This window comes from Variovorax sp. Soil_C_33, assembly GCF_057656935.1.
The window spans coordinates 16,555-38,224 of record NZ_JBDGJK010000016.1; the positions used below are offsets into that span (position 1 = coordinate 16,555).

A 21,670-nucleotide genomic window follows, 5' to 3' on the forward strand; every position below is an offset into this window, starting at 1 on the left:
AGGCGTGTCAAGCCGGAGGCTCTTCGTTCCAGGTGGCGGGGTCGACGGCCTTGGGCTCGCTCCACAGGCAGGGGCCGCACATGGTGGCGAGATAAACCAGCCTCTCGGACTTCATGCCGGCCACCACCGGCGTGGTGCCGCACACCTCGCAGGCGTGCGCGTAGTCGGGGACGTAGCGATCGATGGAGGTGATGGGATCCATGGCGCGGATGATCGCGCATTTCGCGCCGCGCTGTCACTGCGTCGGAGGGCGTACGGCCCGGTGCCGGCGCGTTAGGATCGCCCATGAAAAAGACATTCCAGCTTCACATCGAAGGCAAGAACCCCGACCGGGTTCTGGACGCCGTCAAGCACGAGCTTCGCAAATACGTCAAGCGCGAACGGCGGCGCGATCTGCCCGAGGGCGCGGACTTCTGGGACTTCGACTGCAGGTTCGGTGCGACGCCCGAAGCGGCCGAGCCGGTTCACCTGTCGGCACTCACGGCGCTGGTCGACGGCGTGGCGAAGGAGGGCGGTGCGCAGTTCTATGTCGAGATCCTGGCCAAGCCCGGCCATCGGCGCAGCCGGCCAGCGGACGCGAAGGACGCAGAACCCGACCCGGCCGCCCCATGACGACCATCCAGGCGCGGCGCCGCTTGATCGTGGTCGCGCTGCTGTGCGTGGCCGTCGGCGGCGCGCTGCTGCGGCAGTTCGCGGCGCCGGGATCGACCGCGCGCGACATCGGCACGCTGCTGATGGTGCTGTGGCTGCCGGTGATTGGCAGCGTCATCGCCTGGCTCATGGCGAAGCGGCGGCGCAAGGCTCCCGCGGCCGATCCGTCGGGTTTCGAGGCCAAAGGCGTATTCCATCCGCACGCCCTGGTCGAACTCACGCTGCGCACATCGCAACTGCCTTCGGAAGACACGCCCATCGCCGAAGGGGAGCACCGTTGCGCGCTGGTGGTGGACAACGAAGGCTTCTCGGCCCGGTGGTTCGTGGCGCCCGGCAGCGCATTCCGGCGCGGGACGGCGCAGACGCTCGAGATCGAGTTCCTGGCACCGGCACTCGCGCTGCCGCGCTTCCAGCGCGACGCCGCGTTCCGGATGCTGGTCGGCGAATCCTTCGTCGGCGATGGGCGCGTGCTACGGCTGCTCGATCGCGCCTGAGCTCCCTAGCGGCCCTTCAAAGTAGGCCTCGGCCTACGCCGGCACGGGATGGCGAGGCGTGACATTCCGCTGCACCGCAACATAATGACGCGAGCTTTGGTACTCATCGGCACGACCCCCTCCCCCTGGGCCCAATCCATCCATGTTTCATTCTTCGACCGAGACCGCCTTGTCCGCGGCTGCGCCAAGCGTGTTGGCCGAAACGCTGGCGTCGCTGTTCGACGTGCAGTGCGAGGCGCATGCGAACAAGCTGGCCTACGGCTTTCTCAAGGATGACCTGAGCGTCGCGCAGGAGAGCAGCTACGGGCGGCTCCAGGCCGATGTCCACGCGATCGCCGCCTGGCTCTCGACCCAGACCCACGCCGGCGACCGGGTGCTGCTCGCCTTTGCGCCCGGACTGGACTTCGTGCGCGTGTTCTGGGCCTGCCTGCTCTCGGGGCGGGTCGCGGTGCCGGTTCCTGCGCCCGATCCGGTCCGGCTGCACCACGCGGCGCCGCGCCTGCGCAGCCTGATCGCGGATTCGCGCGCCGCGCTGGTGCTGACCAGCGCATCGCTGCTCGATGCCGCGGCCGCCACGCTGGATCCGGCCACCTTCGCGATGGCGCGCTGGATGGCGCTGCCCGATCCGGCGACGCTGGCCGGCGCCGGAACCCAAGCCTTCGCGCCGCCGGCGCCCGAGCCCACCAGCCTCGCCTACCTGCAGTACACCTCGGGCTCCACCTCCGCGCCGCGCGGCGTGCGCCTGACGCATGCCAACGTGATCGCCAACATCCGCGCCGTGGTCGCGACGACGCATGGCAACGACACCAGCCGGGCGCTCTGCTGGCTGCCCCACTTCCACGACTACGGCCTGGTGTTCGGCGTGCTGGCGCCCGCGATCACGGGCGCGACCAGCTACCTGATGTCGCCCATCGCTTTTCTGCGCCGGCCGCTGCGTTGGCTGGAGGCCGTGGCGGCCCACCGCATCACGCACAGCGGCGCGCCCGAATCGGCCTACGCGGCCTGCCTGCAGGCACTGGGCGACAAGCCGCTCGGCGTGCGCCTCGACAGCCTGGTGTCGCTGACCTGCGGCGCCGAGCCGATCCGCGCCGCGACGGTCGAGCGCGTGCTGACGGTGTTCGGCGCCGCCGGCCTGCGCCCGAATGTCTTCGCGCCCTCGTATGGCCTCGCCGAGGCCGTGCTGGGCGTGAGCTCGGGGATGCTCGATGCGCCGCCGCGCATCGTCTCGGCGGATGCGGTCGCATTGCTGGCCCATCGCTTCGAACCCGTCGCGGACACGTCAGGCGAGGTGCGTCGCCTGGTCGGCTGCGGGCGGGCGATGCCGAACACCGAGATCCTGGTCGTCGAAGACGGCCGCCCCTGCGCCGACGGCGAGGTCGGCGAGATATGGGTGAGCTCGCCGAGCGTGGGCGAAGGCTACTGGATGCAGCCCGAGGCCAGCGAAGCCGTCTTCGGCGGCCACCTGGCCAACGGCGCCGGGCCCTTTCTGCGCACCGGCGACCTCGGCTTTTTCGACCGCGGCGAGCTGTTCGTCACCGGGCGCCTGAAGGACCTGGTCATCGTCCATGGCGAAAACCACTATCCGCAAGACCTCGAATGGAGCGCGGAGCGCGCCCATCCCGATCTGCGCGTGGGCCACGGCGCCGCCTTCGCGGTCGATACGCCGAGCGGCGAAGCGGTGGTGCTGGCGCTGGAACTCGAGCGGCGCGCCGAACCTGTCGACGCCGAGGCGGTCTTCCGCGCGGTGCGCCGCGCCATCGCGGTGGAGCACGGCCTGCCGGTGCACGCGGTGGCGCTGGTGCGCGCCGGCGCCTTGCCGCGCACCTCGAGCGGCAAGATCCAGCGGCAGCGCTGTCGCGACGCCTTTCTCGCGAACGAGCTCGCGCTGGCGGCGCCGGTCGATACCGGCGGCGACGAGGCGATGGCGCTCGACGCCGAGGCCGGCCCCGAGGAGCGGCCCGGCGCCGTGATGCCGCGCGACGCGCGCGAGCAAGCGGTGTGGGACATCTGGCGCGAGGTGCTCGGCACGCGCGCCTTCGGTGTGCACGAGAGCTTCTTCGAGCTCGGCGGCAACTCGCTGCGGATGACGCAGGTGCTCTCGCGCATCGAGGCGCGCTTCGACGTGGCCCTGCCGCTGTCGGAGTTGTTCGAGCATGCGAGCGTCGCTGCAATGGCCGCGCAGGTGCAGCGGCAGCGTGCATCGGGCGAGACGGCCGCCGCGCAGGGCAGCAGCATCGAGCGCGTGCCGCGCGGCGCACCCCTGCCGGCCTCGCTCTCGCAGCGTCGCATGTGGGTGATCCAGCACTTCGACCCGGCATCGACCGCCTACAACGTGCCGATCGCGATCCGGCTGCGCGGCGCGCTCGACCCGCTGCTGTGCCAACAGGCGCTCGACCTCATGGTCGAGCGCCACGAAGGCCTGCGCACGGCTTTCGTGATGGGCGAGAGCGAGCCCATGCAATCGATCGCGCCGAAGCTCGCGGTGCCAATCGAGTTCATCGACCTGAGCCATCTGCCCGTCCGCGAGCGCAACGAAGAGGCGCGCGCGTTGCTGGCGCATCGCCTCGCGCAGCCCTTCGATCTCTCGCAGGCGCCGCTGCACCGGCCGACGCTCATCCGGCTCGGCGAGCGCGATCACGTGCTGTTCTGGCTGCTGCACCACGCGATCACCGACAACTGGGCCGGCGCGCTGCTCATGCGCGAGGCGCTCGCGGCCTACGGCGCCCTGGCGGCCGGACGCAAGCCCGAATCGGCGCCGCCCGCCATCGCCTATGCCGACTACGCCGCCTGGCAGCGCCGGCCCGAATCGGTCGAGGCCAGGCGCCCGCACCTGGCGTACTGGCTCGAACGCCTGCGCGATCTGCCGGAGCTCGACCTGCCCACCGACTTCCCGCGCCCGGCCAAGGCCAGCTTCAAGGGCGCGCGCGTGTCGGCGGAGCTGCCGCCGCGGCTGCGCGAAGCGATGCGCGAGTACGGCGGCCGCGAGGCCGTCACGCCCTTCGTCATCTACCTGTCGGCCTTCGTGCTGATGCTCGCGCGGCAGGCGAAGACGGAAGACGTCGCGATCGGCATGCCGATCGCGAACCGGCACCGCTTCGCCGCCGAGCAGCTGGTCGGCACGCTGGTCAATACGCTGGTAATGCGCACCGACCTCGGGGGCGACCCCAGCTTCACGCAGCTCGTGCACCGCGTGCGCAAGAACGCCCTCGAAGCCTTTGCGCACCAGGAGGCGCCCTTCGACGAGCTGATCGATGCGCTGGGGCACGACCGCACGCTGCGTCCCGAAGGGCCGGTGCGCGTGCTCTTCAACGTGCTCAATGCGCCGGTCGGCAAGCCGGAGCTGTTCGGCCTCGAGGTGGACGAGTTCGATTTCGAGCGCACGGCCGCGCAGTTCGATCTGTCGATGCACATCGACACCGAGTTCTCGCACCGCATCCATCTCGAATACGCGACCGACCTCTACAGCGAGGCCAGCGCCGCGCGCATGCTCGAGAACTACTTGGCGCTGGTCGAGCGCCTGCTCACGCAGCCCGAGCGCCACCTGTCCGAATACGAGATGCTGTCGCCGGCGCAGATGAGCCTCTTGCGCCACGGCTGGAACGGCGCCAAGGCGCCGCTGCCCGCGCAGCAGCTGGTGCACCGCTATCTGGACCTGGGCGCGCCCGAGATCCGCACGCGCGTGGCCGTCATCGACGCCGAGGGCGGCACGCTCAGCTACGGCGAGATCGAAGCGCAGTCGAACCGGCTGGCGCACATGCTGCGCGCGCGCGGCATCGCACGCGGCCAGCGCGTCGGGCTGTGCATCGAGCGCAGCCCCGAAATGCTGATCGCGCAGCTGGCGGTGATGAAGGCCGGCGCGGCCTATGTGCCGCTCGACCCCGACTATCCCGTCGACCGGCTGCGCTACATGGCGGCCGACGCGGACCTGTCCGCCATCCTCACGCAGCGCAGCGCGAGCGCCATCCTCGACGGGCTGAACGTGCCGATGCTGGCGGTGGACGACGCGCACCTGGCGGCCGGCCACCCGAGCAACGCGCTCGAGCCGCAGCCGGAGCTCGATGCCACGCCGGCCGACGAGGCCTACCTGATCTACACCTCGGGCTCCACCGGCCAGCCCAAGGGCGTGCGCGTGCCGCACCGCGGCGTGGTCAATTTCCTGGCCGGCATGGTGAAGATGCCCGGGCTCGCGGCCGATGACTGCGTGCTGGCGATCACCAGCCCGTCCTTCGACCCCTCGGTGCTCGACCTGCTGCTGCCGCTGGTGGTGCGCGCGAAGGTGGTCATCGCCTCGCAGCAGCAGGTGCACGAGCCGGCCGCCCTGCGCGCGCTGCTCGAACAGCATGGCGCGACGCTGCTGCAGGCCACGCCCTCCGCCTGGCGCGCGCTGATCGAAACCGGCTGGAGCGGTTCGCCCGGCTTCCGCGCGCTGATCGGCGGCGAATCTCTGCCTCCGGTCCTGGCCGAGCGGCTGATGGAACGCACAGCCGAGCTCTGGAACATCTACGGACCCACCGAGACCACCGTCTGGACCACGGCCTGGAAGGTCGAGTCGCCGCGCCAGGGCATCGCCATCGGGCGGCCGATCGACAACACCACGGTCTGGGTGCTCGACGAGCACGGCCATGCCTGCCCGATCGGCGTGCCGGGCGAGCTCTACGTCGGCGGCGCCGGCGTCACCCTCGGCTACTACCACCGCGACGCGCTGACGGCCGAGCGCTTCGTGCCGGATCCTTTCAGCGACGATGCAGGCGCGCAGCTCTACCGCAGCGGCGACCTCGGCCGCTGGCGCCACGACGGCCTGCTCGAGCACCTCGGCCGCGCCGATCACCAGGTCAAGCTGCGCGGCTACCGCATCGAGATGGGCGAGATCGAGTCCGCGCTGCTGGACCATCCGGATCTTGCGCATTGCGTCGCCGTGACGCACGCGCAGAGCGAAGAAGACGTGCGGCTGGTGGCCTACAGCGTGGCGCGCATCGGCACGGCGCCGACGCCCTTCTTGCTCAGAGAGCACCTGCGCACGCGCCTGCCGCACTACATGATCCCGCAGCATTTCGTCGCCCTCGACGCGATGCCGATGCTGCCCAACGGCAAGGTCGACCGCGCTTCGCTGCCGGCCCCGGTGATCGACATCGTGCTGGCCGACGGGCGCAGCTACGTGCCGCCGGTCACCCACAGCGAGCAGGTCATCGCCGGCATCTGGTCGGAGCTGCTCGGGGTCGAGAAGATCGGCCGCACCGACAACTTCTTCGATCTCGGCGGGCACTCGCTCATGGCCATGCGCTCGGTGGCGGCCATCGAGGCGCTGCTCGGGTGGAAAGTCGCGCCGCGCCGGCTCATCTACGAGAGCCTGCAGCAGGTCGCCCGCGAGGAGAACCTGGGCTCGCACTGATCGCGCCGCGTGCTGCCGGACGGAAAGGCTTGCTCAGAAAACGCGAGCCGCGCTCGCCGAAGCGCCATGGCACGTCGGCCGCCCTGGAGATGCCGATGCGCGGCCCGGCCTCGACCAGCACGGCCGGATGATCGTCCGCGGCGGCCAGCAGCACGAAGGGCGGCCGGTCCAGCGACTTGCCGTTGAAGCTGCCGTCGATGCCCAGCGCCTGGGCGACGCGACCGGGTCCGGCGCAGAGCAGGCGGATGTCCTCGAGCCCGCGGCGCTCGCGCATGCGCTCGAGCCCCATCGAAGGCGCCAGCGCGCGGATCAGCACCCCGGCGCCGTGCCCTTCCTCGCGGCAGACGAAGTTGAGGCACCAGTGGATGCCGTAGGAGCGGTAGACATAGGCGCGCCCCGGCGGCCCGAACATCGCCGCGTTGCGCAGGGTCGGGCCGCCGAAGCTGTGCGAGGCCGGGTCGTCGCGGTCGTAAGCCTCGGTCTCGACGATGCGGCCCCCGACGCCGTCGACCAGCAGCGTGAGGCCGATCAGCGCACGCGCGACCTCGTGCGAGGGCGCGGCGAAGTCGATGGCGGCAGCCGCGGCAAGCGGGCGATGGGGTTTCACGCGGCGTAGCCCTCCAGCGCGCCGAAGCGCTCCGCATACACGCGCGTCACCCAGTCGACGAACACCCGCACGCGCGGCGAGAGCTGGCGGTGGTGCGGATAGAGCACCGAATAGACCATCGGCGGGCAGGGCGTGTCGGGCAGGATCTCGACCAGCGTGCCCGCGCGCAATTGCGCCTCGACGTGGTATCGCGGCAGCTGGATGATGCCGCAGCCCTGCTCCACGGCGGCGAGGTAGGTGTTGGCGCTGTTGACGGAGATCCAGTCCTTCAGCATGTACTCCTTCGTTTCGCCGTCCACCAGGAAGGCGAAGGGAAAGACATCGGGCCGCGACGCCGAGAAGAAGTTGACGGCCAGGTGCTGCGCCAGGTCGTCCGGCGAGAGCGGCGTGCCGCGCTCCGCCAGGTAGGCCGGGCTGGCGCAGGTGACCTGCGGCAGCAGCGCCAGGCGCCGCGTGACCAGCGACGAATCCTTGGGCTCGCCGGCGCGCACCACGCAGTCGACGCCTTCGCGCACCAGGTCCACCAGCCGGTCGCCGCTGCCGAGGGCGAGCTCGATGTTCGGGTACTGGCGATGGAACTCGCCGATGCGGGGCAGCACAATTTGGGTCGCCGCCTCGCCGTGGATATCCAGTCGCAGCCGCCCGCGCGGGTTGGCCGCGACGTGGGCCAGCGAGGACTCGGCGTCTTCCAGGTCGTCCAGCACCTGCCGGCAGCGCACATAGAAGGTCTGGCCGTCGACGGTGGTGCGCACCTGGCGCGTGGTGCGCTCCAGCAGGCGTACGCGCACGCGCGCTTCCAGTTCCTTGATCGAGTGGGTGGCGGTCGCGCGCGGAATACCCAGGGCGGCGGCGGCCTGGGTGAAGCTGCCGAGCTCCACGATGCGCACGAACAGCTGCAGGGCATCGAGACGGTCCATCCGGGTCCTATTGTTGAGTGGCGTTGAACAGTATTGGCAATGCTTGCACATTTATCCGCGCATAGGGAACAGACAGACTTCGGGCACTGCTTTCCACCCGAGGAGTGTTCCCATGAGTTCGACGGCCCTTGCGCCCGCCCTGATCGTTCCACGCCTGCGCGCCTTCTTCGAACGGCTCGAGCCGCTGGCGTACCTGCTGCTGCGCATCGGCTTCGGCCTGACGCTCATGACCCATGGCGTGCCGAAGCTGCTGGGTCGCAGCCATGGGTCGATGGCCGACCCGATGGCGGCATCGACGAACCTGATCGCCAACGTGCTGCAGCTGCCCGGCGCGCCGCTGATCGCCTGGGCGGTCGCGCTGCTCGAAGGTGTGGGCGGGCTCATGCTCGCGGTCGGGCTGCTGTCGCGGCTGGTGGCGCCGCTGGTGCTGGTGCAGATGCTGGTGATCTGCTACCTGCTCGGGCCGACCTATCCCTGGATCGACCGCGGCATCGAGTACCCGGTGGTGCTGGCCCTGCTCGCCTTCTACATCGCCTGCCGAGGCAGCGGCCGCGGCGCGCTGGACGTACGATGAACAAGAACCCGAACACGGCCGCCCACGACGCAGTGGCTTTCAACCGCCGCACCTTCATGGCCGGCACGGCCTCGGTGGGCATGGCCGCCGCCGGCGCAGGCTGCGCCGCGGTGAGCGAGGAGGCCCGCCCGGCCGCGGCCGCCGCGCGCGTCACGGTCAACGGCCGCGTGCACCGGCTCAGGCTGGAGCCGCGCGCCTCGCTCCTCGACGTGCTGCGCGAGCAACTCGATCTGACCGGCGCCAAGAAAGGCTGCGACCACGGCCAGTGCGGCGCCTGCACGGTGCACGTGGACGGCCGGCGCGTCGCCTCGTGCCTCACGCTGGCGGTCAAGACCGACGGCCGCGCGGTCACCACCATCGAGGGCATCGAGTCGGCCGACGGCACGCTGCATCCGATGCAGCAGGCCTTCATCGACCACGATGCGCTGCAGTGCGGCTACTGCACGCCGGGCCAGATCATGGCGGCGATCGCCTGCGTGCGCGAAGGCCATGCGGCGAGCGACGAGCAGATCCGCGAGTACATGAGCGGCAACATCTGCCGCTGCGGCGCTTATGCAGGAATCCTCGAAGCGATTCGCGATGCGGCGGCGCGTATGCCGAAGGAGAACGGCCTTGCGTGACTTCGCCTACCTCCGGCCGCGCAGCACCGATGAAGCGGTGCAGCTCTTGGCGCGCCATCAGCCCGGCGCCCGCTACTTCGCCGGCGGCACCACGCTCTACGACCTGATGAAGCTGGGCGTGGAAGCGCCGGCCACGGTGGTCGACATCACCGGCATCGACGGCCTGCGCAACATCGACACCTCCGACCGGCGCGAGCTGCGCATCGGCGCGCTCGCACCGATGAGCGACGTGGCGGAGCACGCGGTGCTGAAGGCCGAGTTCCCGGCGCTTTCGGAGTCGCTCTGGAAAGCCGCCTCGCAGCAACTGCGCAACATGGCGACGGTGGGCGGCAACCTGCTGCAGCGCACGCGCTGCGCCTACTTCCGCGGCGGGCCGGAGTTCGCCTGCAACAAGCGCACGCCGGGCAGCGGCTGTGCGGCGCTCGCGGGCCAGAATCGCGGCCACGCGCTCTTCGGCGGCAGCGAGGCCTGCGTCGCGGTCTATCCGGGCGACTGGGCGGTGGCGCTCACGGCCTTCGATGCCGAGGTCGACACGGTCGGTCCGCGCGGCGCGCGCACGGTCCCGTTGCGCGAGCTGCATCGCGCGCCGGGCGCCACGCCGCACCTGGAGACCGTGCTGGCGGCCGACGAGCTGATCGTGCGCATCCGCGTGCCGCGCGTGCCGGCCGGGCGCGCCTCCACGTACCACAAGATCCGCGATCGCGAGTCCTATGCCTTCGCGCTGGCGTCGGCGGCGGTCGGGGTGCAGATCGAGGGCAACCGCGTGCTCGATGCGCGCATCGCGCTCGGCGGCGTGGCCACCACGCCGTGGCGCGCCGGCGAGGCCGAGCGCAGCCTGTTCGGCCAGCCGCTCACACGCTCCACCGCGCGGCGCGCGGCGGAGCTGGCCTTTGCCGGCGCGAAGCCGCTGGAACACAACGGCTTCAAGGTCGCGCTCGGCATCGAGACCGTGACCGACGCACTCATGCTGGCCAAGGACAGGAGTTGATCCCATGGCAACGACAACAACGAACCCCACGAGGGCAGGCGCCGAACGGGTCGACGCGCGCGACAAAGTGCGCGGCGCCACGCGCTACGCGGCCGACGACACGCGTGCCGGGCTGCTGCACGCGATGCTCGTACCCTCGCGCATCGCGCGCGGCCGCGTCCTGCGCATCGACAGCGCCGCCGCGCAGCGCGTGCGCGGCGTGCGGCTGGTGCTCACGCACGAGAACATCGGCGCCTTCGAGAGCGGCGGCTTCCTGATGAGCGGCAGCGGCTTCGGCTTCCAGAGCTTCCAGCCGCTGCGCTCGGCCGAGATCGCCTATCGCGGCCAGGCGCTCGCGCTGGTGGTGGCCGACACGCTCGAAGCGGCGCGCGAGGCGGTGGCACTGGTGGCGGTCGAGGTCGAGGCGAGCGCCTTCGCAGCGACCATCGGCGGGCCCGGCGCACAGACCGTCGCGCAGGCCTCGGCGCTTCCGCAGCCGGCCTTCGCCGACAAGCGCGCGGGCGATGCCGATGCCGCGCTGGCGCGCGCCGCCGTCACGGTCGATGCGCGCTACGAGCTGCCGGCGCAGCACCAGAACCCGATGGAGCTGATCGCCACCGTGGCCGAGTGGAAGGATGGTTCGCTCACCGTGCGCGAGCCGACCCAGAACGCCGAGGGCGTGCGGCACGGGCTCGCGCGCCAGCTCGGCATCGACGCGGCCAAGGTGCGCGTGCTCTCGCCGACCATCGGCGGCGGCTTCGGCCAGAAGAACTCGCTGCAGTCGCAAACGGTGCTGGTCGCGATCGCCGCGCGCATGCTGGAGCGGCCGGTGAAGCTGGTGGTGCCGCGCAGTCAGCTCTTCCATTCCGCGAGCTTCCGGCCGGCGAGCCGCCACCGCGTGCGCCTCGGCGCCGATCGCGAAGGGCGCATGCTGGCGGCGATCCACGAGACCGAGCAGCAGACCTCGCGCCACGACCTGTTTCCCTCGACCGGCACCGACATGACGTCGCGGCTCTACGGCATCGCCAACTTCCGCGGCCGCGAGCAGCTGGTGCGCACCGACGTGCAGACGCCCGGCTACATGCGGGCGCCGCACGAGCACCCGGCCGGCTTCGCCTTCGAATGCGCGGTCGACGAGCTGGCCTACGCACTCGGCAAGGACCCGGTGGCGCTGCGGCTCGCTAACGACACGCAGAGCGATCCGATCACAGGCAAGCCTTTTTCATCGCGCCACGTGGCCGAGTGCCTGAGGCAAGGCGCGCAGCGCTTCGGCTGGGCGCGCCGCTCGATGGCGCCGGGCTCGATGCGCGCGCCGGACGGCAGCCTCATCGGCTGGGGCGTCGCCATCGGCGCCTACAAGGCGGCCGTCGCGCCGGCCGTGGCCAAGGTGCGGCTCGAGGCCGACGGGCGGGTGCGCGTCGCGGTCGGCGGCCACGAGATGGGGCAGGGCATTCGCACGGCCATCGCGCTCGCGGTGGCGAGTGCGCTCGGCGCGCCGGTGGCGGCGATCGAGATCGCGATCGGCGACACGCAGGCCGCGCCGCAGCACCTGACCGCCGGCTCCTGGGGCACGGCGACGGTGCTGCCGCCGGTGCAGGACGCCGCGGCGCGGCTGATGGAGGACCTGCGCCAGCAGGCGGGCGACAGCAGCGCCACGGCGCTCGCCCTGCTGCGCGCCTCGGGCCGCCCTTTTGCCGAGGCCGAGAGCCGCCGGCGCGCGCCGGGCCAGCCGGAGCAGGTCTACGGCCGACTCACGGGCGGCCTGCCGGCGGCGGGCGGGCCGGTGTATCCGGACTACGTGGCCTACAGCTTCATCGCGCACTTCGTCGAAGTGCGCGTGGAGCCCACCGCGCGCCGCATCCGCGTGCCGCGCGTCGTCAGCATCGCGGACTGCGGCACGGTGGCGAGCCCGCGCACGGCGCGCAGCCAGGTCGAGGGCGGCGTGGTCTGGGGCATCGGCGCCGCGCTGCGCGAAGTGAGCGAGGTCGATCCGCGCCATGGCGGCTTTCTCAACGCCGACCTGGCGGAGTACGTGCTGCCGGTGGCCGCGGACATCGGCCGCATCGAGGTCGACTTCGTCGGCACGCCGGACCCGCTGCTCAACCCGCTGGGCGTGAAGGGCCTGGGCGAGGTCGCCATGGTGGGCGTGGCGCCGGCGATCGTGAATGCCGTGTTCCACGCGACCGGCAAGCGGCTGCGCCAACTGCCGGTGCGGATCGAGGACTTGCTGCGGGCATGAGACGAAACAGCACCGCAGCGCATAGCGCGGAGGTTGCCGAGTGAAGCAAGGCGGCTGCTAGAGGCCCTTTTCGACCATGTCCAGCAATTGCCGGCCCAGCACATCCGTCTGCTCGCGCGGCATGCCGCGCAACGGCCCGTCGATGATGAGCAGTGCCAGCCCGTGCACCGCCGACCACGCCAGGAACTCGGCACCTGGTCGGCGCTCGGGCGGCAGCGCGCCGGCCGCGACCAGCTGATCGAGCGCAGCGCCCAGCAGCTCGAAGGGATTCAGCCCGCTCCGGCCGCCCTTGGCCTCGTCCGGCGCGCCTTCCACGTCCAGCGGCGGACCGAAGGCGGTGCGGAACAGGCCGGTCTCGGTCTGGGCGAAGCGCAGGTAGCCGGCGCCGATGGCGCGCACCGCCGCGCGCGCGACTTCAGCGGGATCGCCATCGGTCTTCAGCGCCGCGAGCTCGGCTTCCATCGCGGTCGCGGCCGCCGCCAGTGCGGCAGCGCGCACCGCCTGCAAGAGCGCCTGCCGGCTCGCGAAGTGCCGGTAGGCCGCATTGGGCACCACGCCGGCACGCCGCGTGGCCTCGCGCAGCACCACCGCTTCCGGCCCGCCGGCGCGCGCCAGTTCGACCCCCGCCTCCAGCAGCGCACGCCGCAGATCGCCATGGCGATAGGTGCTGCGTACGGGCGGGACGAGGCTGGGAACACTCATTTTCGATTCCATGTGGACAGCGTCCATTATGTCTGCTATCTTCTTGTGGACGTTGTACACAACGTGTGACTTTTCCCCAACCCCACCGCACTTTCCCCAAGGAGAAGACATGGCGACCCAGATCTACGTGAACCTGCCCATCAAGAACCTCGACAAATCGGTCGCGTTCTTCACGGCGCTGGGTTTCAAGTTCAACCCGCAGTTCACCAACGAGAACGCCACCTGCATGATCGTCAGCGAGAACATCTACGTGATGCTCTTGGTCGAGAGCTTCTTCAAGACCTTCACGCCCAAGGCCATCGCCGACGCCAAGAAGAGCACCGAGGTGCTGCTGTGCCTTTCGTGCGACAGCCGCGCCGAGGTCGATGCACAGGTCGCCAAGGCGGTGGCCGCCGGCGGCAGCACGCCCACCAAGGCGCAGGACCACGGCTTCATGTACCAGCATGGCTTCGAAGACCTGGACGGTCACCTCTGGGAGCTGGCGTACATGGACATGAGCGCTTTTCCCAAGAGCTGAAGCCGGAATCGGCGATATCCCCACCCACCCCCAAGGAGATCCGAAATGAAAGTCCAGTCCTATCTGTTTTTCGACGGCCGCTGCGAAGAGGCGCTCGAGTTCTACGGCAGCAAGCTGGGCGCCAAGGTGAAGGACCTGATGCGCTTCAAGGACAACCCCGACCCGCAGGGCGCCGCCGAGGGATGCGGCAACGGCACGGGCGCGCCCATCTCGCCGGACAAGGTGATGCACGCCTCCTTCCAGATCGGCGACACCGAGCTGCTGGCCTCCGACGGCATGGCCGCGGGACGACCCAAGTTCGAGGGCATTTCGCTCGCGCTCACCGCAAAGGACGAAGCCGAAGCCCGCCGCCTCTTCGCGGCCCTGAGCGACGGCGGCCAGGTCCAGATGCCGATGGCCAAGACCTTCTTCTCACCGGCCTTCGGCATGGTGGCCGACCGCTTCGGCGTGTCGTGGATGGTGCTGGCGCAGTGAGCTGATCCGGCGTCAGTGGCTGGTGTGCCTGCGGGCACTCCAGCGCGAGCGCGCCAGGGCGACCACTTCGACCACGCCCCAGACGAGGGCGCCGCCGAGCGCGCGGAGGGAATGGCTTGTGGTGGGCCAGAGCATGTGAGGCATGGCTCCACCCTAAGAGCGGTGTGTGACACGTTGATGGCATGCAATGCCGCTATCCTGGTTTCACCCGACTTCCATTTGACGAGTGAATCCGACGGACCTGCCCGAACTGCTCGAACTGCAGAAGCTCGCCGAGCTGGCAGGGCCGCTGATGGAACAGCGCGTGCTGTGCGAGGTGGCGGCAGGGGAGCGGCGCTTCCCGGTGCAGGCCTTCGTGCTCGGCAGCGCGCGCGCCGATGCGCCGGCGGTGGGCTTCTTCGGCGGCGTGCACGGCCTGGAGCGCATCGGCGCCGAGGTGACGATCGCCTACCTGCGCAGCATCGTGATGCGGCTCGCATGGGACGAGACACTGCACCGGCAACTGGAGGCCATGCGCCTGGTCTTCATGCCGCTGGTCAATCCGGGCGGGCTGTGGCTCGGCACGCGCGCCAATCCCAACGGCGTCGACCTGATGCGCAATGCGCCGGTTGAGTCGAAGGAGCGGGTGCCTTTCCTGGTCGGCGGCCAGCGCATCAGTTCCGGCCTGCCGTGGTACCGCGGTGCCCAGGGCCGAGCGATGGAATGCGAGAGCGCAGCGCTGTGCGCGCTGGTCGAGACCGAGCTGCTGGGCCGGCCCCTGAGCGTGGCTGTGGATTGCCATTCCGGCTTCGGCCTGACCGACCGCATATGGTTTCCCTATGCGCATACCGCCCGCCCGATCGCCCATCTTCCCGAGATGCATGCCCTGTGCGAAATCCTCGACCAGACGCTGCTTCATCACCGCTACAAGCTGGAACCGCAGAGCCGCCAGTACCTGGCCCATGGCGACCTGTGGGACCACCTGTACCTGGACGCCGCCGGCCGGCCGGACACGGTGTTCCTGCCGGTGACGCTCGAGATGGGCTCGTGGCTGTGGATCAAGAAGAACCCGCGCCAGATCTTCTCGCGCCACGGCATCTTCAATCCGATGATCGAGCACCGGCAGCAGCGCGTGCTGCGCCGGCACATCGGCTGGCTGGACTTCGTCACCCGCGCCGTCTGCAGCTACGAACGATGGCTGCCGGCCGGCGAACAGAGAGCGCATCACCGACAGCAGGCGATGGCCAGGTGGTACGGACGACAACTCTTATGAGCACCTGGATCCTGCTGCGCGGGTTGACGCGTGAGAGCGGGCACTGGGGGCACTTCCCCGCGCTTCTGCAGGATCGCCTGCCGGGGGCCCGCATCGTGGCGCTCGACCTTCCCGGCAACGGGCGATTGAACCAGGCACGCAGCCCGGCGCGGATCGAGGCGACGATGGAAAGCTGCCGCCAGCAATTGCAAGCCCTGGCCATCGAGCCGCCCTTCCATCTGCTCGCCATGTCGCTCGGTGCGATGGTCGCAGTGGACTGGGCCGCGAAGCATCCCCAGGAGCTTGCCGGCTGCGTGCTGATCAACACCAGCCTGCGCCCCTTCAGTCCCTGGTACCGGCGCCTGCGCACAGCGAACTACGGCGCCTTGCTCGGCCTTCTGTTCGCGCGCCGGACGGCGCGACAGCGCGAAGAAACCATCCTGCGCCTGACCAGCCGCCACCTGCAGCCCCGCGCGCCCGTGGTCGACCACTGGACGGCGCTGCGCCAAGCCCGTCCGGTGTCGCCATCCAACGCCTTGCGGCAACTGCTGGCCGCGGCGCGCTACCGTGCGCCGTCACAGGCGCCAGCCGTGCCCTTGCTGGCGCTGGCAAGCGCGCGCGACGCATTGGTTGACGTGCGCTGCTCGCGGCGCCTGGCGCGGCAGTGGGGCGTCGAGCTGGTCGAACACCCCACCGCCGGCCATGACCTGCCGCTGGACGATGGCCCCTGGCTGGCGGAGCAGGTCGGCCGCTGGGCCGGCCCTTAGGCGGTCATGCGCCGGAGAGAGCGCCGGCGAGGGCTGCTGAAAGAATCGACAGGCGAGCCGGCTTCTCGAAGAACTTCAGACGGTATTTCGTCATGGCGGCCGCGATGTCGGCTTCGTCGGCGATCCCTGTTCGTACTTCGCCTGTCAGGACAATGATTGGGCAGTGTGCATCGCGTGAGCGAATTGACGCGATCAGGCCTACGCGGAGACCCTTTCTCCGCCCCTGACGAGGATCCAGTCGAGCACGTAGCCGTCGAAACGGTCGGTCGTGGCGGCTGCGGTGATCCGGTCCAGGCTTGTGAACTTGACGGGGTCGAACCCGCCGGCGTCGCATGTGGAAGAAGATGGGCGCCGCGCAACGGCTCGAGCAGCTCGCGCTGACCCAGGGGATCCCGGTGTACGAGCCCTTCGCGGGCGCGCTTATCGGGCCGTTCACCGTGCTCTCGCCGCGATGGCAGTGGTATGCCGATACCCTGCTGCCGGCGTTCGGCGCGCGTCTGCCGCGAACAGCTGGGCTCACCCTGGCCGACGTGGCGCGATGGGTTCGCCTGGCAGGCGCGGGGGTCGGCGGCCGTCCGTGGGCCGCGATGCGCTGTCCTTCGACCACAAGATCGTGACCGTCGCGCTTCGGCGCCGCGGCGTCATGAGCTTCGCGACGCAAGGCATGCAGCTCCACCACGCCCACGAGATGCCCGAGCGCCGCTGGTGCCGGCCGGGCTGCTGGGCGCCAGGGCTTGACAGGGGCCGCCCCCGACGCGACAGGCGCGAACGGCTTCCTGGCTCTAAATTCGACGCTCCATTGCAAAGGAGCACCTGTCCATGATTCACGTCGTCGCCGTCATCACGGCCAAGCCCGGCCAACGCGATCGGATCCTCGAAGCCTTCCGTGCCAACCGGCCCGCGGTGCTGGCCGAGCAGGGCTGCATCGAATACGCCGCTACGGTGGATGCCGCCGGCACGCCGCCCTCGCGCGGCTCCTTCGGCGCCGACACCTTCGTCGTGATCGAGAAGTGGGAAACGCTGGGAGCGCTGCAGGCCCATGCCGCTGCGCCGCACATGGCGGCCTACGGCGCCAAGGTCAAGGACTGGACCGAGAACCGGGTCATCCACGTGCTGGAGCCGGTGTAGACCCAGAAAGCAGAACGCGCCCGAAGGCGCGTCTGTCGCTGGGCAGAGCGGCGATTTACTTCGCCACAACCCGCACCATCTCCAGGCACTTGTTCGAGTAGCCCCACTCGTTGTCGTACCAGCTCACGAGCTTGATGAAGGTGCCGTCCAGCGCAATGCCGGCCTCGGCGTCGAAGATCGAGGTGCGCGGGTCGCCGCGGAAGTCGGTGGCGACCACCTTGTCCTCGGTGTAGCCCAGCACGCCCTTGAGCGCGCCTTCGCTCTGCGCTTTCATCTCGGCGCAGATTTCCTTGTAGGTGGCTTCCTTGACCAGCTCCACCGTGAGGTCGACCACCGAGACGTCGGAGGTCGGCACGCGGAAGCTCATGCCGGTGAGCTTCTTGTTGAGCTCGGGGATCACCACGCCCACCGCCTTGGCCGCGCCGGTGCTGGAGGGAATGATGTTTTCCAGGATGCCGCGGCCGCCGCGCCAGTCCTTGTTGCTCGGGCCGTCGACGGTCTTCTGGGTGGCGGTGGCGGCGTGCACGGTGGTCATCAGGCCGCGCTTGATGCCCCACTTGTCGTTCAGCACCTTGGCCAGTGGCGCCAGGCAGTTGGTGGTGCAGCTGGCGTTGCTGATGATGGCCTCGCCGGCGTACTTCTTGTCGTTCACGCCGTAGACGAACATGGGCGTGTCGTCCTTGCTGGGCGCGGACAGGATCACCTTCTTGGCGCCGGCATCGATGTGCTTCTGCGCGGTTTCCTTGGTCAGGAAGAGACCGGTGGATTCGAGCACGATGTCGGCACCGACGTCGCTCCACTTGAGTTGCGCCGGGTCGCGCTCCTGCGTGAGGCGGATCTTCTTGCCGTTGACGATGAGCGTGTTGCCCTCGACGTTGATCTCGCCCTGGAAGCGGCCGTGCACCGAGTCGTACTGGAGCATGTAAGCCAGGTAGTCGGGCTCGAGCAGGTCGTTGATCGCAACGATCTCGATGTCGTTCTTGAAGTTCTGCACCGCTGCGCGGAGAACGTTGCGACCGATGCGACCGAAGCCATTGATGCCGAGTTTGATAGCCATGTGCTTTGCTCCTGGAGGGTTGAAAACTGGGTGATGCGGTCGATGGTCAGCGCTTGAGCGCCGCCTCGACCGTGGCAGCGACGTTCTCTGCCGTGAATCCGAAATGCTTGAACAGCACGCCGGCGGGTGCCGACTCGCCGTAGGTGTCGATGCCGACGACGGCCGCGACGCCGTACTTCCACCAGCCGTCGGTGGCGCCCATTTCGACCGCGATGCGCGGGCATCCCTTGGGCAGCACGCTCTTCTTATACGCCACGTCCTGGCGGTCGAAGGTGGTGGTGGACGGCATGGAGACGACGCGAACGCCGATGTTCCTGGCGGCCAGCAGTTCCTGTGCTTTCAGCGCGAGCTGCACTTCGGAGCCGGTGGCAATGATGACGGCCTTGAGCTTCTTGTTCTTGATGCCGACGGCCTCCGGCTCGGCCAGCACGTAGGCGCCTCGGCTGATGTCGCCCAGCTCCTTCTTCGGCGAATAAGGCAGGTTCTGGCGCGACAGCAGCAGCGCGGTGGGGCGGTCGGCGTTCTGCAACGCGATGGCCCAGGCCACCGCGGTCTCGGCGGTGTCGCCGGGACGCCAGACGTCGAGGTTCGGGATCAGGCGCAGCGAGGCGGCATGCTCGATCGACTGGTGCGTCGGGCCGTCTTCGCCGAGGCCGATGGAGTCGTGCGTGAAGACGTGGATCACGCGCTGCTTCATCAGCGCCGCCATGCGGATCGCGTTGCGGCTGTAGTCGCTGAAGGTCAGGAAGGTGCCGCCGTAGGGAATGAAGCCGCCGTGCAGCGCCACGCCGTTCATGATGGCCGCCATGCCGAATTCGCGCACGCCGTAGTTGATGTGGCGGCCCGGCAGGCCGTCGGGAAGCTGCTCGTTGCCCTCGGTGCGGACCACGGCGCCGTCCTTGTCAAAGCGCAGGGCGGGCGTGCTCTTGGTGTTGGTGAGGTTGGAGCCGGTCAGGTCGGCGCTGCCGCCCAGCAGTTCGGGCAGGGCGGCGGTGAAGGCTTCGAGCGCGAGCTGCGAGGCCTTGCGCGAAGCCACGGTCTCGCCCTTGGTGTGGGCGGCGACGACGGTGTCGAAGGCGGTCTGGTGGAAGTTCTTCGGCAGCTCGCCCTTCATGCGGCGCGTGAACTCGGCTGCCAGGTCGGGGTACTGCGTCGCGTAGGCGGCGAACTTGTCGTTCCATGCGGCTTCACGCTGCGCGCCGGCGGCCTTGGCATCCCACTCTTCGTACACGGCGTGCGGCAGTTCGAAGGGCTCGTGCGCCCATTGCAGCGCCGTGCGCGTGAGGCCGATCTCGTCGGCGCCCAGCGGCTCGCCGTGCGCCTTGGCGGTGTTGGCGCGGTTCGGGCTGCCCTTGCCGATCTGCGTCTTGCAGATGATCAGCGTCGGCCGGTCGGTGTGCTTCTTGGCCTTCTCGATCGCCTTGGACACGTCCTTCACGTCATGGCCGTCGATCGGTCCGATCACGTTCCAGCCGTAGGCCTTGAAGCGCTCTTCGGTGTTGTCGATGAACCAGGGCTTGACGGGGCCGTCGATCGAGATGCCGTTGTCGTCGTAAAGCGCGATCAGCTTGCCGAGCTTCCAGGCGCCGGCCAGCGCGGCGGCCTCGTGGCTGATGCCTTCCATCAGGCAACCGTCGCCAAGGAAGGCGTAGGTGTAGTGGTCGACGATCGCGTGGTGCTTGCGATTGAACTCGGCGGCCAGCAGCTTTTCGGCCAGCGCAAAGCCGACCGCGTTGGTGATGCCCTGGCCCAGCGGGCCGGTGGTGGTTTCGACGCCGGGCGTCACGCCGGTTTCGGGGTGGCCGGCGGTCTTGCTGTGCAGCTGGCGGAAGCGCTTGAGCTCCTCGACCGGCAGCGCATAGCCCGTGAGATGCAGCACCGCGTAGATGAGCATCGAAGCATGGCCGTTGGACAGCACGAAGCGGTCGCGGTCGAACCATTGCGGATTGACGGGGTTGTGCTGCAGGTGCTCGCCCCACAGCGCGACCGCCATGTCGGCCATGCCCATCGGTGCGCCCGGATGCCCCGAGTTTGCAAGTTGAACGGCATCCATTGCCAGCGCGCGAATCGCGTTGGCCATCAAGGCTTGGTTGGCCATCTGATCGGCTTTCTGGGGGGCAGGTTAGGGGGAACCCGGTATTTTAACGGGCGCGCTTCGGGGGTCGTCCGAAGCACAGCTTGGGGCTGCTAGAGTGCCGCCCATGCATGGCTTGCACCTCACCGCCGACCTTCACGATTGCCGCTGCGGGACGCATTGGCTGGTGGACGCCCACGCCATCGGCGCGGCCTGCGTCAAGGCGGTGGAGGCTGCCGGGCTGCAGGCGGTCGGCACGCTGTTGCATGCCTTTCCGGCCACGCCGCTGGGGCCGGGCGGCGTGACAGCGACCGTGCTGCTGGCGGAGTCGCACCTGTGCGTCCACACCTGGCCCGAGCAGCGCGGCGTGACGCTCGACGTCTATGTGTGCAACTTCGGCGCCGACCACTCGGCCAAGGCGAAGGCGGTGATCGAGGCGCTGGAGGCGCTGTTCTCGCCGGGCCGCGCGGAAAGGCACGCATTGACGCGCGGCGCGATCAGGAAGGCCGAGCCGGCGTGAGTATCCAGGCAATGATCCTCGCCGCCGGGCGCGGCGAGCGCATGCGGCCGCTGACCGATCTCACGCCCAAGCCCTTGCTCGAGGTTCAGGGCAAGCCGCTGATGCAATGGCCGATGGAGGCGCTGGCGGCGGGCGGCTTCACCGAGCTCGTGGTCAATACCGACTGGCTGGGTGAGCAGATTCCGCTTCGCTTCGGGTCCCGCCATGCGTCTTCCGACATTGCCTATTCCCACGAGGGCCGCGATTTCGGCGGTGCGCTCGAGACGGCGGGCGGCATCGTGCGTGCGCTGCCGCTCCTGGGGGACATCTTCTGGGTGCTGGCGGGCGACGTGTTCGCGCCGGAGTTCGAGTTCACGCAGCAGGCCGTCGAGCGCTTCGCAGCCAGCGGCCGGCTCGCGCATCTGTGGCTGGTGCCGAATCCGCCACACAATCCGCGCGGCGATTTCGGAATCTCGCCCACGGGGCTGGCGCTGAGCGACGCGACCGAGAAGTACACCTTCTCGACCATCGGCCTCTACCGCGCGGCGCTTTTCGCGCCGCCGTACTGCGCCATTGCGGCGGGCAACCCCGACGGCACGAAGGCGCCCCTCGCGCCCCTGTTGCGTGCCGCCATGAAGGATGGACAGGTCGGCGCCGAGCTCTACGCCGGCGCCTGGACCGACGTCGGCACGCCCGAGCGCCTGGCCGCGCTGAACCAAGAAAAACGGCCCGCACAAGGCGGGCCGTCAACAGGCTAGATCAC

Annotated in this window: 22 protein-coding genes; 15 read left to right on the top strand and 7 right to left on the bottom strand. The window is 69.6% G+C overall.

Annotated elements, in window-relative coordinates; translation table 11 throughout:
- Positions 1 to 7 precede the first annotated feature (7 nt).
- Positions 8 to 202: a hypothetical protein gene (locus AC3A6B_RS22355; protein ID WP_487838845.1), complete on the bottom strand. Its 195-nt coding sequence runs from the start codon at positions 200 to 202 to the stop codon at positions 8 to 10.
- Positions 203 to 285: 83 nt separating this feature from the next.
- Between AC3A6B_RS22355 and AC3A6B_RS22360 the strand changes: the two genes are divergently transcribed.
- From AC3A6B_RS22360 to AC3A6B_RS22370, 3 genes are all read left to right on the top strand, one after another.
- Positions 286 to 612, top strand: a complete 327-nt coding sequence (locus tag AC3A6B_RS22360; protein WP_487838846.1) for a DUF6172 family protein — start codon at positions 286 to 288, stop codon at positions 610 to 612.
- The gene (locus AC3A6B_RS22365; RefSeq protein ID WP_487838847.1) at positions 609 to 1,145 is read left to right on the top strand and encodes a hypothetical protein; all 537 of its coding nucleotides are present in this window, start codon (positions 609 to 611) and stop codon (positions 1,143 to 1,145) included. Before AC3A6B_RS22360 ends, AC3A6B_RS22365 begins: the two co-directional genes overlap by 4 nt.
- A 142-nt stretch (positions 1,146 to 1,287) precedes the next feature.
- Positions 1,288 to 6,534, top strand: a complete 5,247-nt coding sequence (locus AC3A6B_RS22370; RefSeq protein ID WP_487838848.1) for an amino acid adenylation domain-containing protein — start codon at positions 1,288 to 1,290, stop codon at positions 6,532 to 6,534.
- Here the strand turns inward: AC3A6B_RS22370 and AC3A6B_RS22375 are convergent.
- Together AC3A6B_RS22375 and AC3A6B_RS22380 are read right to left on the bottom strand one after the other, a co-directional pair.
- On the bottom strand, positions 6,479 to 7,141 hold the full coding sequence (locus AC3A6B_RS22375) for a DNA-3-methyladenine glycosylase (protein WP_487838849.1): 663 nt from the start codon (positions 7,139 to 7,141) through the stop codon (positions 6,479 to 6,481). The genes AC3A6B_RS22370 and AC3A6B_RS22375 overlap by 56 nt on opposite strands.
- A complete protein-coding gene (locus AC3A6B_RS22380; protein WP_487838850.1) occupies positions 7,138 to 8,058 on the bottom strand; it encodes a LysR family transcriptional regulator in 921 nt (306 codons plus the stop codon). Before AC3A6B_RS22380 ends, AC3A6B_RS22375 begins: the two co-directional genes overlap by 4 nt.
- A 112-nt stretch (positions 8,059 to 8,170) precedes the next feature.
- On the opposite strand from AC3A6B_RS22380, the gene AC3A6B_RS22385 reads away from it, so the two are divergent.
- From AC3A6B_RS22385 to AC3A6B_RS22400, 4 genes are read left to right on the top strand one after another with little or no spacing between them, the layout of a single operon-like run.
- Complete coding sequence (locus AC3A6B_RS22385) at positions 8,171 to 8,632, top strand: DoxX family protein (RefSeq protein ID WP_487838851.1); 462 nt, start codon at positions 8,171 to 8,173, stop codon at positions 8,630 to 8,632.
- Positions 8,629 to 9,252, top strand: coding sequence for a (2Fe-2S)-binding protein (locus tag AC3A6B_RS22390; protein WP_487838852.1), 624 nt, complete (start codon positions 8,629 to 8,631; stop codon positions 9,250 to 9,252). The genes AC3A6B_RS22385 and AC3A6B_RS22390 overlap by 4 nt, the downstream gene beginning before the upstream one ends.
- Positions 9,212 to 10,240: an FAD binding domain-containing protein gene (locus AC3A6B_RS22395; protein ID WP_487838853.1), complete on the top strand. Its 1,029-nt coding sequence runs from the start codon at positions 9,212 to 9,214 to the stop codon at positions 10,238 to 10,240. Before AC3A6B_RS22390 ends, AC3A6B_RS22395 begins: the two co-directional genes overlap by 41 nt.
- Before the next feature lie 4 nt (positions 10,241 to 10,244).
- On the top strand, positions 10,245 to 12,458 hold the full coding sequence (locus tag AC3A6B_RS22400) for a xanthine dehydrogenase family protein molybdopterin-binding subunit (RefSeq protein WP_487838854.1): 2,214 nt from the start codon (positions 10,245 to 10,247) through the stop codon (positions 12,456 to 12,458).
- Between the two features lie 57 nt (positions 12,459 to 12,515).
- On the opposite strand, the gene AC3A6B_RS22405 is transcribed toward AC3A6B_RS22400, so the two are convergent.
- A complete protein-coding gene (locus tag AC3A6B_RS22405) occupies positions 12,516 to 13,160 on the bottom strand; it encodes a TetR/AcrR family transcriptional regulator (protein WP_487838855.1) in 645 nt (214 codons plus the stop codon).
- A 109-nt stretch (positions 13,161 to 13,269) separates the two neighbouring features.
- Between AC3A6B_RS22405 and AC3A6B_RS22410 the strand changes: the two genes are divergently transcribed.
- Both AC3A6B_RS22410 and AC3A6B_RS22415 read left to right on the top strand, forming a co-directional pair.
- Complete coding sequence (locus AC3A6B_RS22410) at positions 13,270 to 13,677, top strand: VOC family protein (protein WP_487838856.1); 408 nt, start codon at positions 13,270 to 13,272, stop codon at positions 13,675 to 13,677.
- A gap of 45 nt (positions 13,678 to 13,722) precedes the next feature.
- Positions 13,723 to 14,151 (top strand): VOC family protein, encoded by a 429-nt coding sequence (locus AC3A6B_RS22415; protein WP_487838857.1) that lies wholly within the window; start codon positions 13,723 to 13,725, stop codon positions 14,149 to 14,151.
- 12 nt (positions 14,152 to 14,163) lie between these two features.
- On the opposite strand, the gene AC3A6B_RS22420 is transcribed toward AC3A6B_RS22415, so the two are convergent.
- Positions 14,164 to 14,295, bottom strand: a complete 132-nt coding sequence (locus AC3A6B_RS22420) for a hypothetical protein (RefSeq protein ID WP_487838858.1) — start codon at positions 14,293 to 14,295, stop codon at positions 14,164 to 14,166.
- 82 nt (positions 14,296 to 14,377) lie between these two features.
- On the opposite strand from AC3A6B_RS22420, the gene AC3A6B_RS22425 reads away from it, so the two are divergent.
- The 4 genes from AC3A6B_RS22425 (at position 14,378) to AC3A6B_RS22440 (ending at position 17,277) form a co-directional block, all read left to right on the top strand.
- Positions 14,378 to 15,403: a M14 family zinc carboxypeptidase gene (locus AC3A6B_RS22425; RefSeq protein ID WP_487838859.1), complete on the top strand. Its 1,026-nt coding sequence runs from the start codon at positions 14,378 to 14,380 to the stop codon at positions 15,401 to 15,403.
- On the top strand, positions 15,400 to 16,149 hold the full coding sequence (locus AC3A6B_RS22430; RefSeq protein WP_487838860.1) for an alpha/beta fold hydrolase: 750 nt from the start codon (positions 15,400 to 15,402) through the stop codon (positions 16,147 to 16,149). Before AC3A6B_RS22425 ends, AC3A6B_RS22430 begins: the two co-directional genes overlap by 4 nt.
- A 332-nt stretch (positions 16,150 to 16,481) precedes the next feature.
- The gene (locus AC3A6B_RS22435) at positions 16,482 to 16,766 is read left to right on the top strand and encodes a hypothetical protein (RefSeq protein WP_487838861.1); all 285 of its coding nucleotides are present in this window, start codon (positions 16,482 to 16,484) and stop codon (positions 16,764 to 16,766) included.
- A 202-nt stretch (positions 16,767 to 16,968) separates the two neighbouring features.
- Positions 16,969 to 17,277, top strand: a complete 309-nt coding sequence (locus AC3A6B_RS22440) for a putative quinol monooxygenase (protein WP_487838862.1) — start codon at positions 16,969 to 16,971, stop codon at positions 17,275 to 17,277.
- 55 nt (positions 17,278 to 17,332) lie between these two features.
- On the opposite strand, the gene gap is transcribed toward AC3A6B_RS22440, so the two are convergent.
- The gene (gene gap / locus AC3A6B_RS22445) at positions 17,333 to 18,334 is read right to left on the bottom strand and encodes a type I glyceraldehyde-3-phosphate dehydrogenase (protein WP_093107137.1); all 1,002 of its coding nucleotides are present in this window, start codon (positions 18,332 to 18,334) and stop codon (positions 17,333 to 17,335) included.
- Between the two features lie 46 nt (positions 18,335 to 18,380).
- On the bottom strand, positions 18,381 to 20,432 hold the full coding sequence (gene tkt, locus AC3A6B_RS22450; protein WP_487838863.1) for a transketolase: 2,052 nt from the start codon (positions 20,430 to 20,432) through the stop codon (positions 18,381 to 18,383).
- 103 nt (positions 20,433 to 20,535) lie between these two features.
- Here tkt and AC3A6B_RS22455 point away from each other — a divergent pair, with 103 nt between their 5' ends.
- A complete protein-coding gene (locus AC3A6B_RS22455; protein ID WP_487838864.1) occupies positions 20,536 to 20,928 on the top strand; it encodes an S-adenosylmethionine decarboxylase family protein in 393 nt (130 codons plus the stop codon).
- Positions 20,929 to 20,939: 11 nt separating this feature from the next.
- Positions 20,940 to 21,665, top strand: coding sequence for a nucleotidyltransferase family protein (locus AC3A6B_RS22460; protein WP_487838974.1), 726 nt, complete (start codon positions 20,940 to 20,942; stop codon positions 21,663 to 21,665).
- The last annotated feature ends 5 nt before the right edge of the window (positions 21,666 to 21,670 follow it).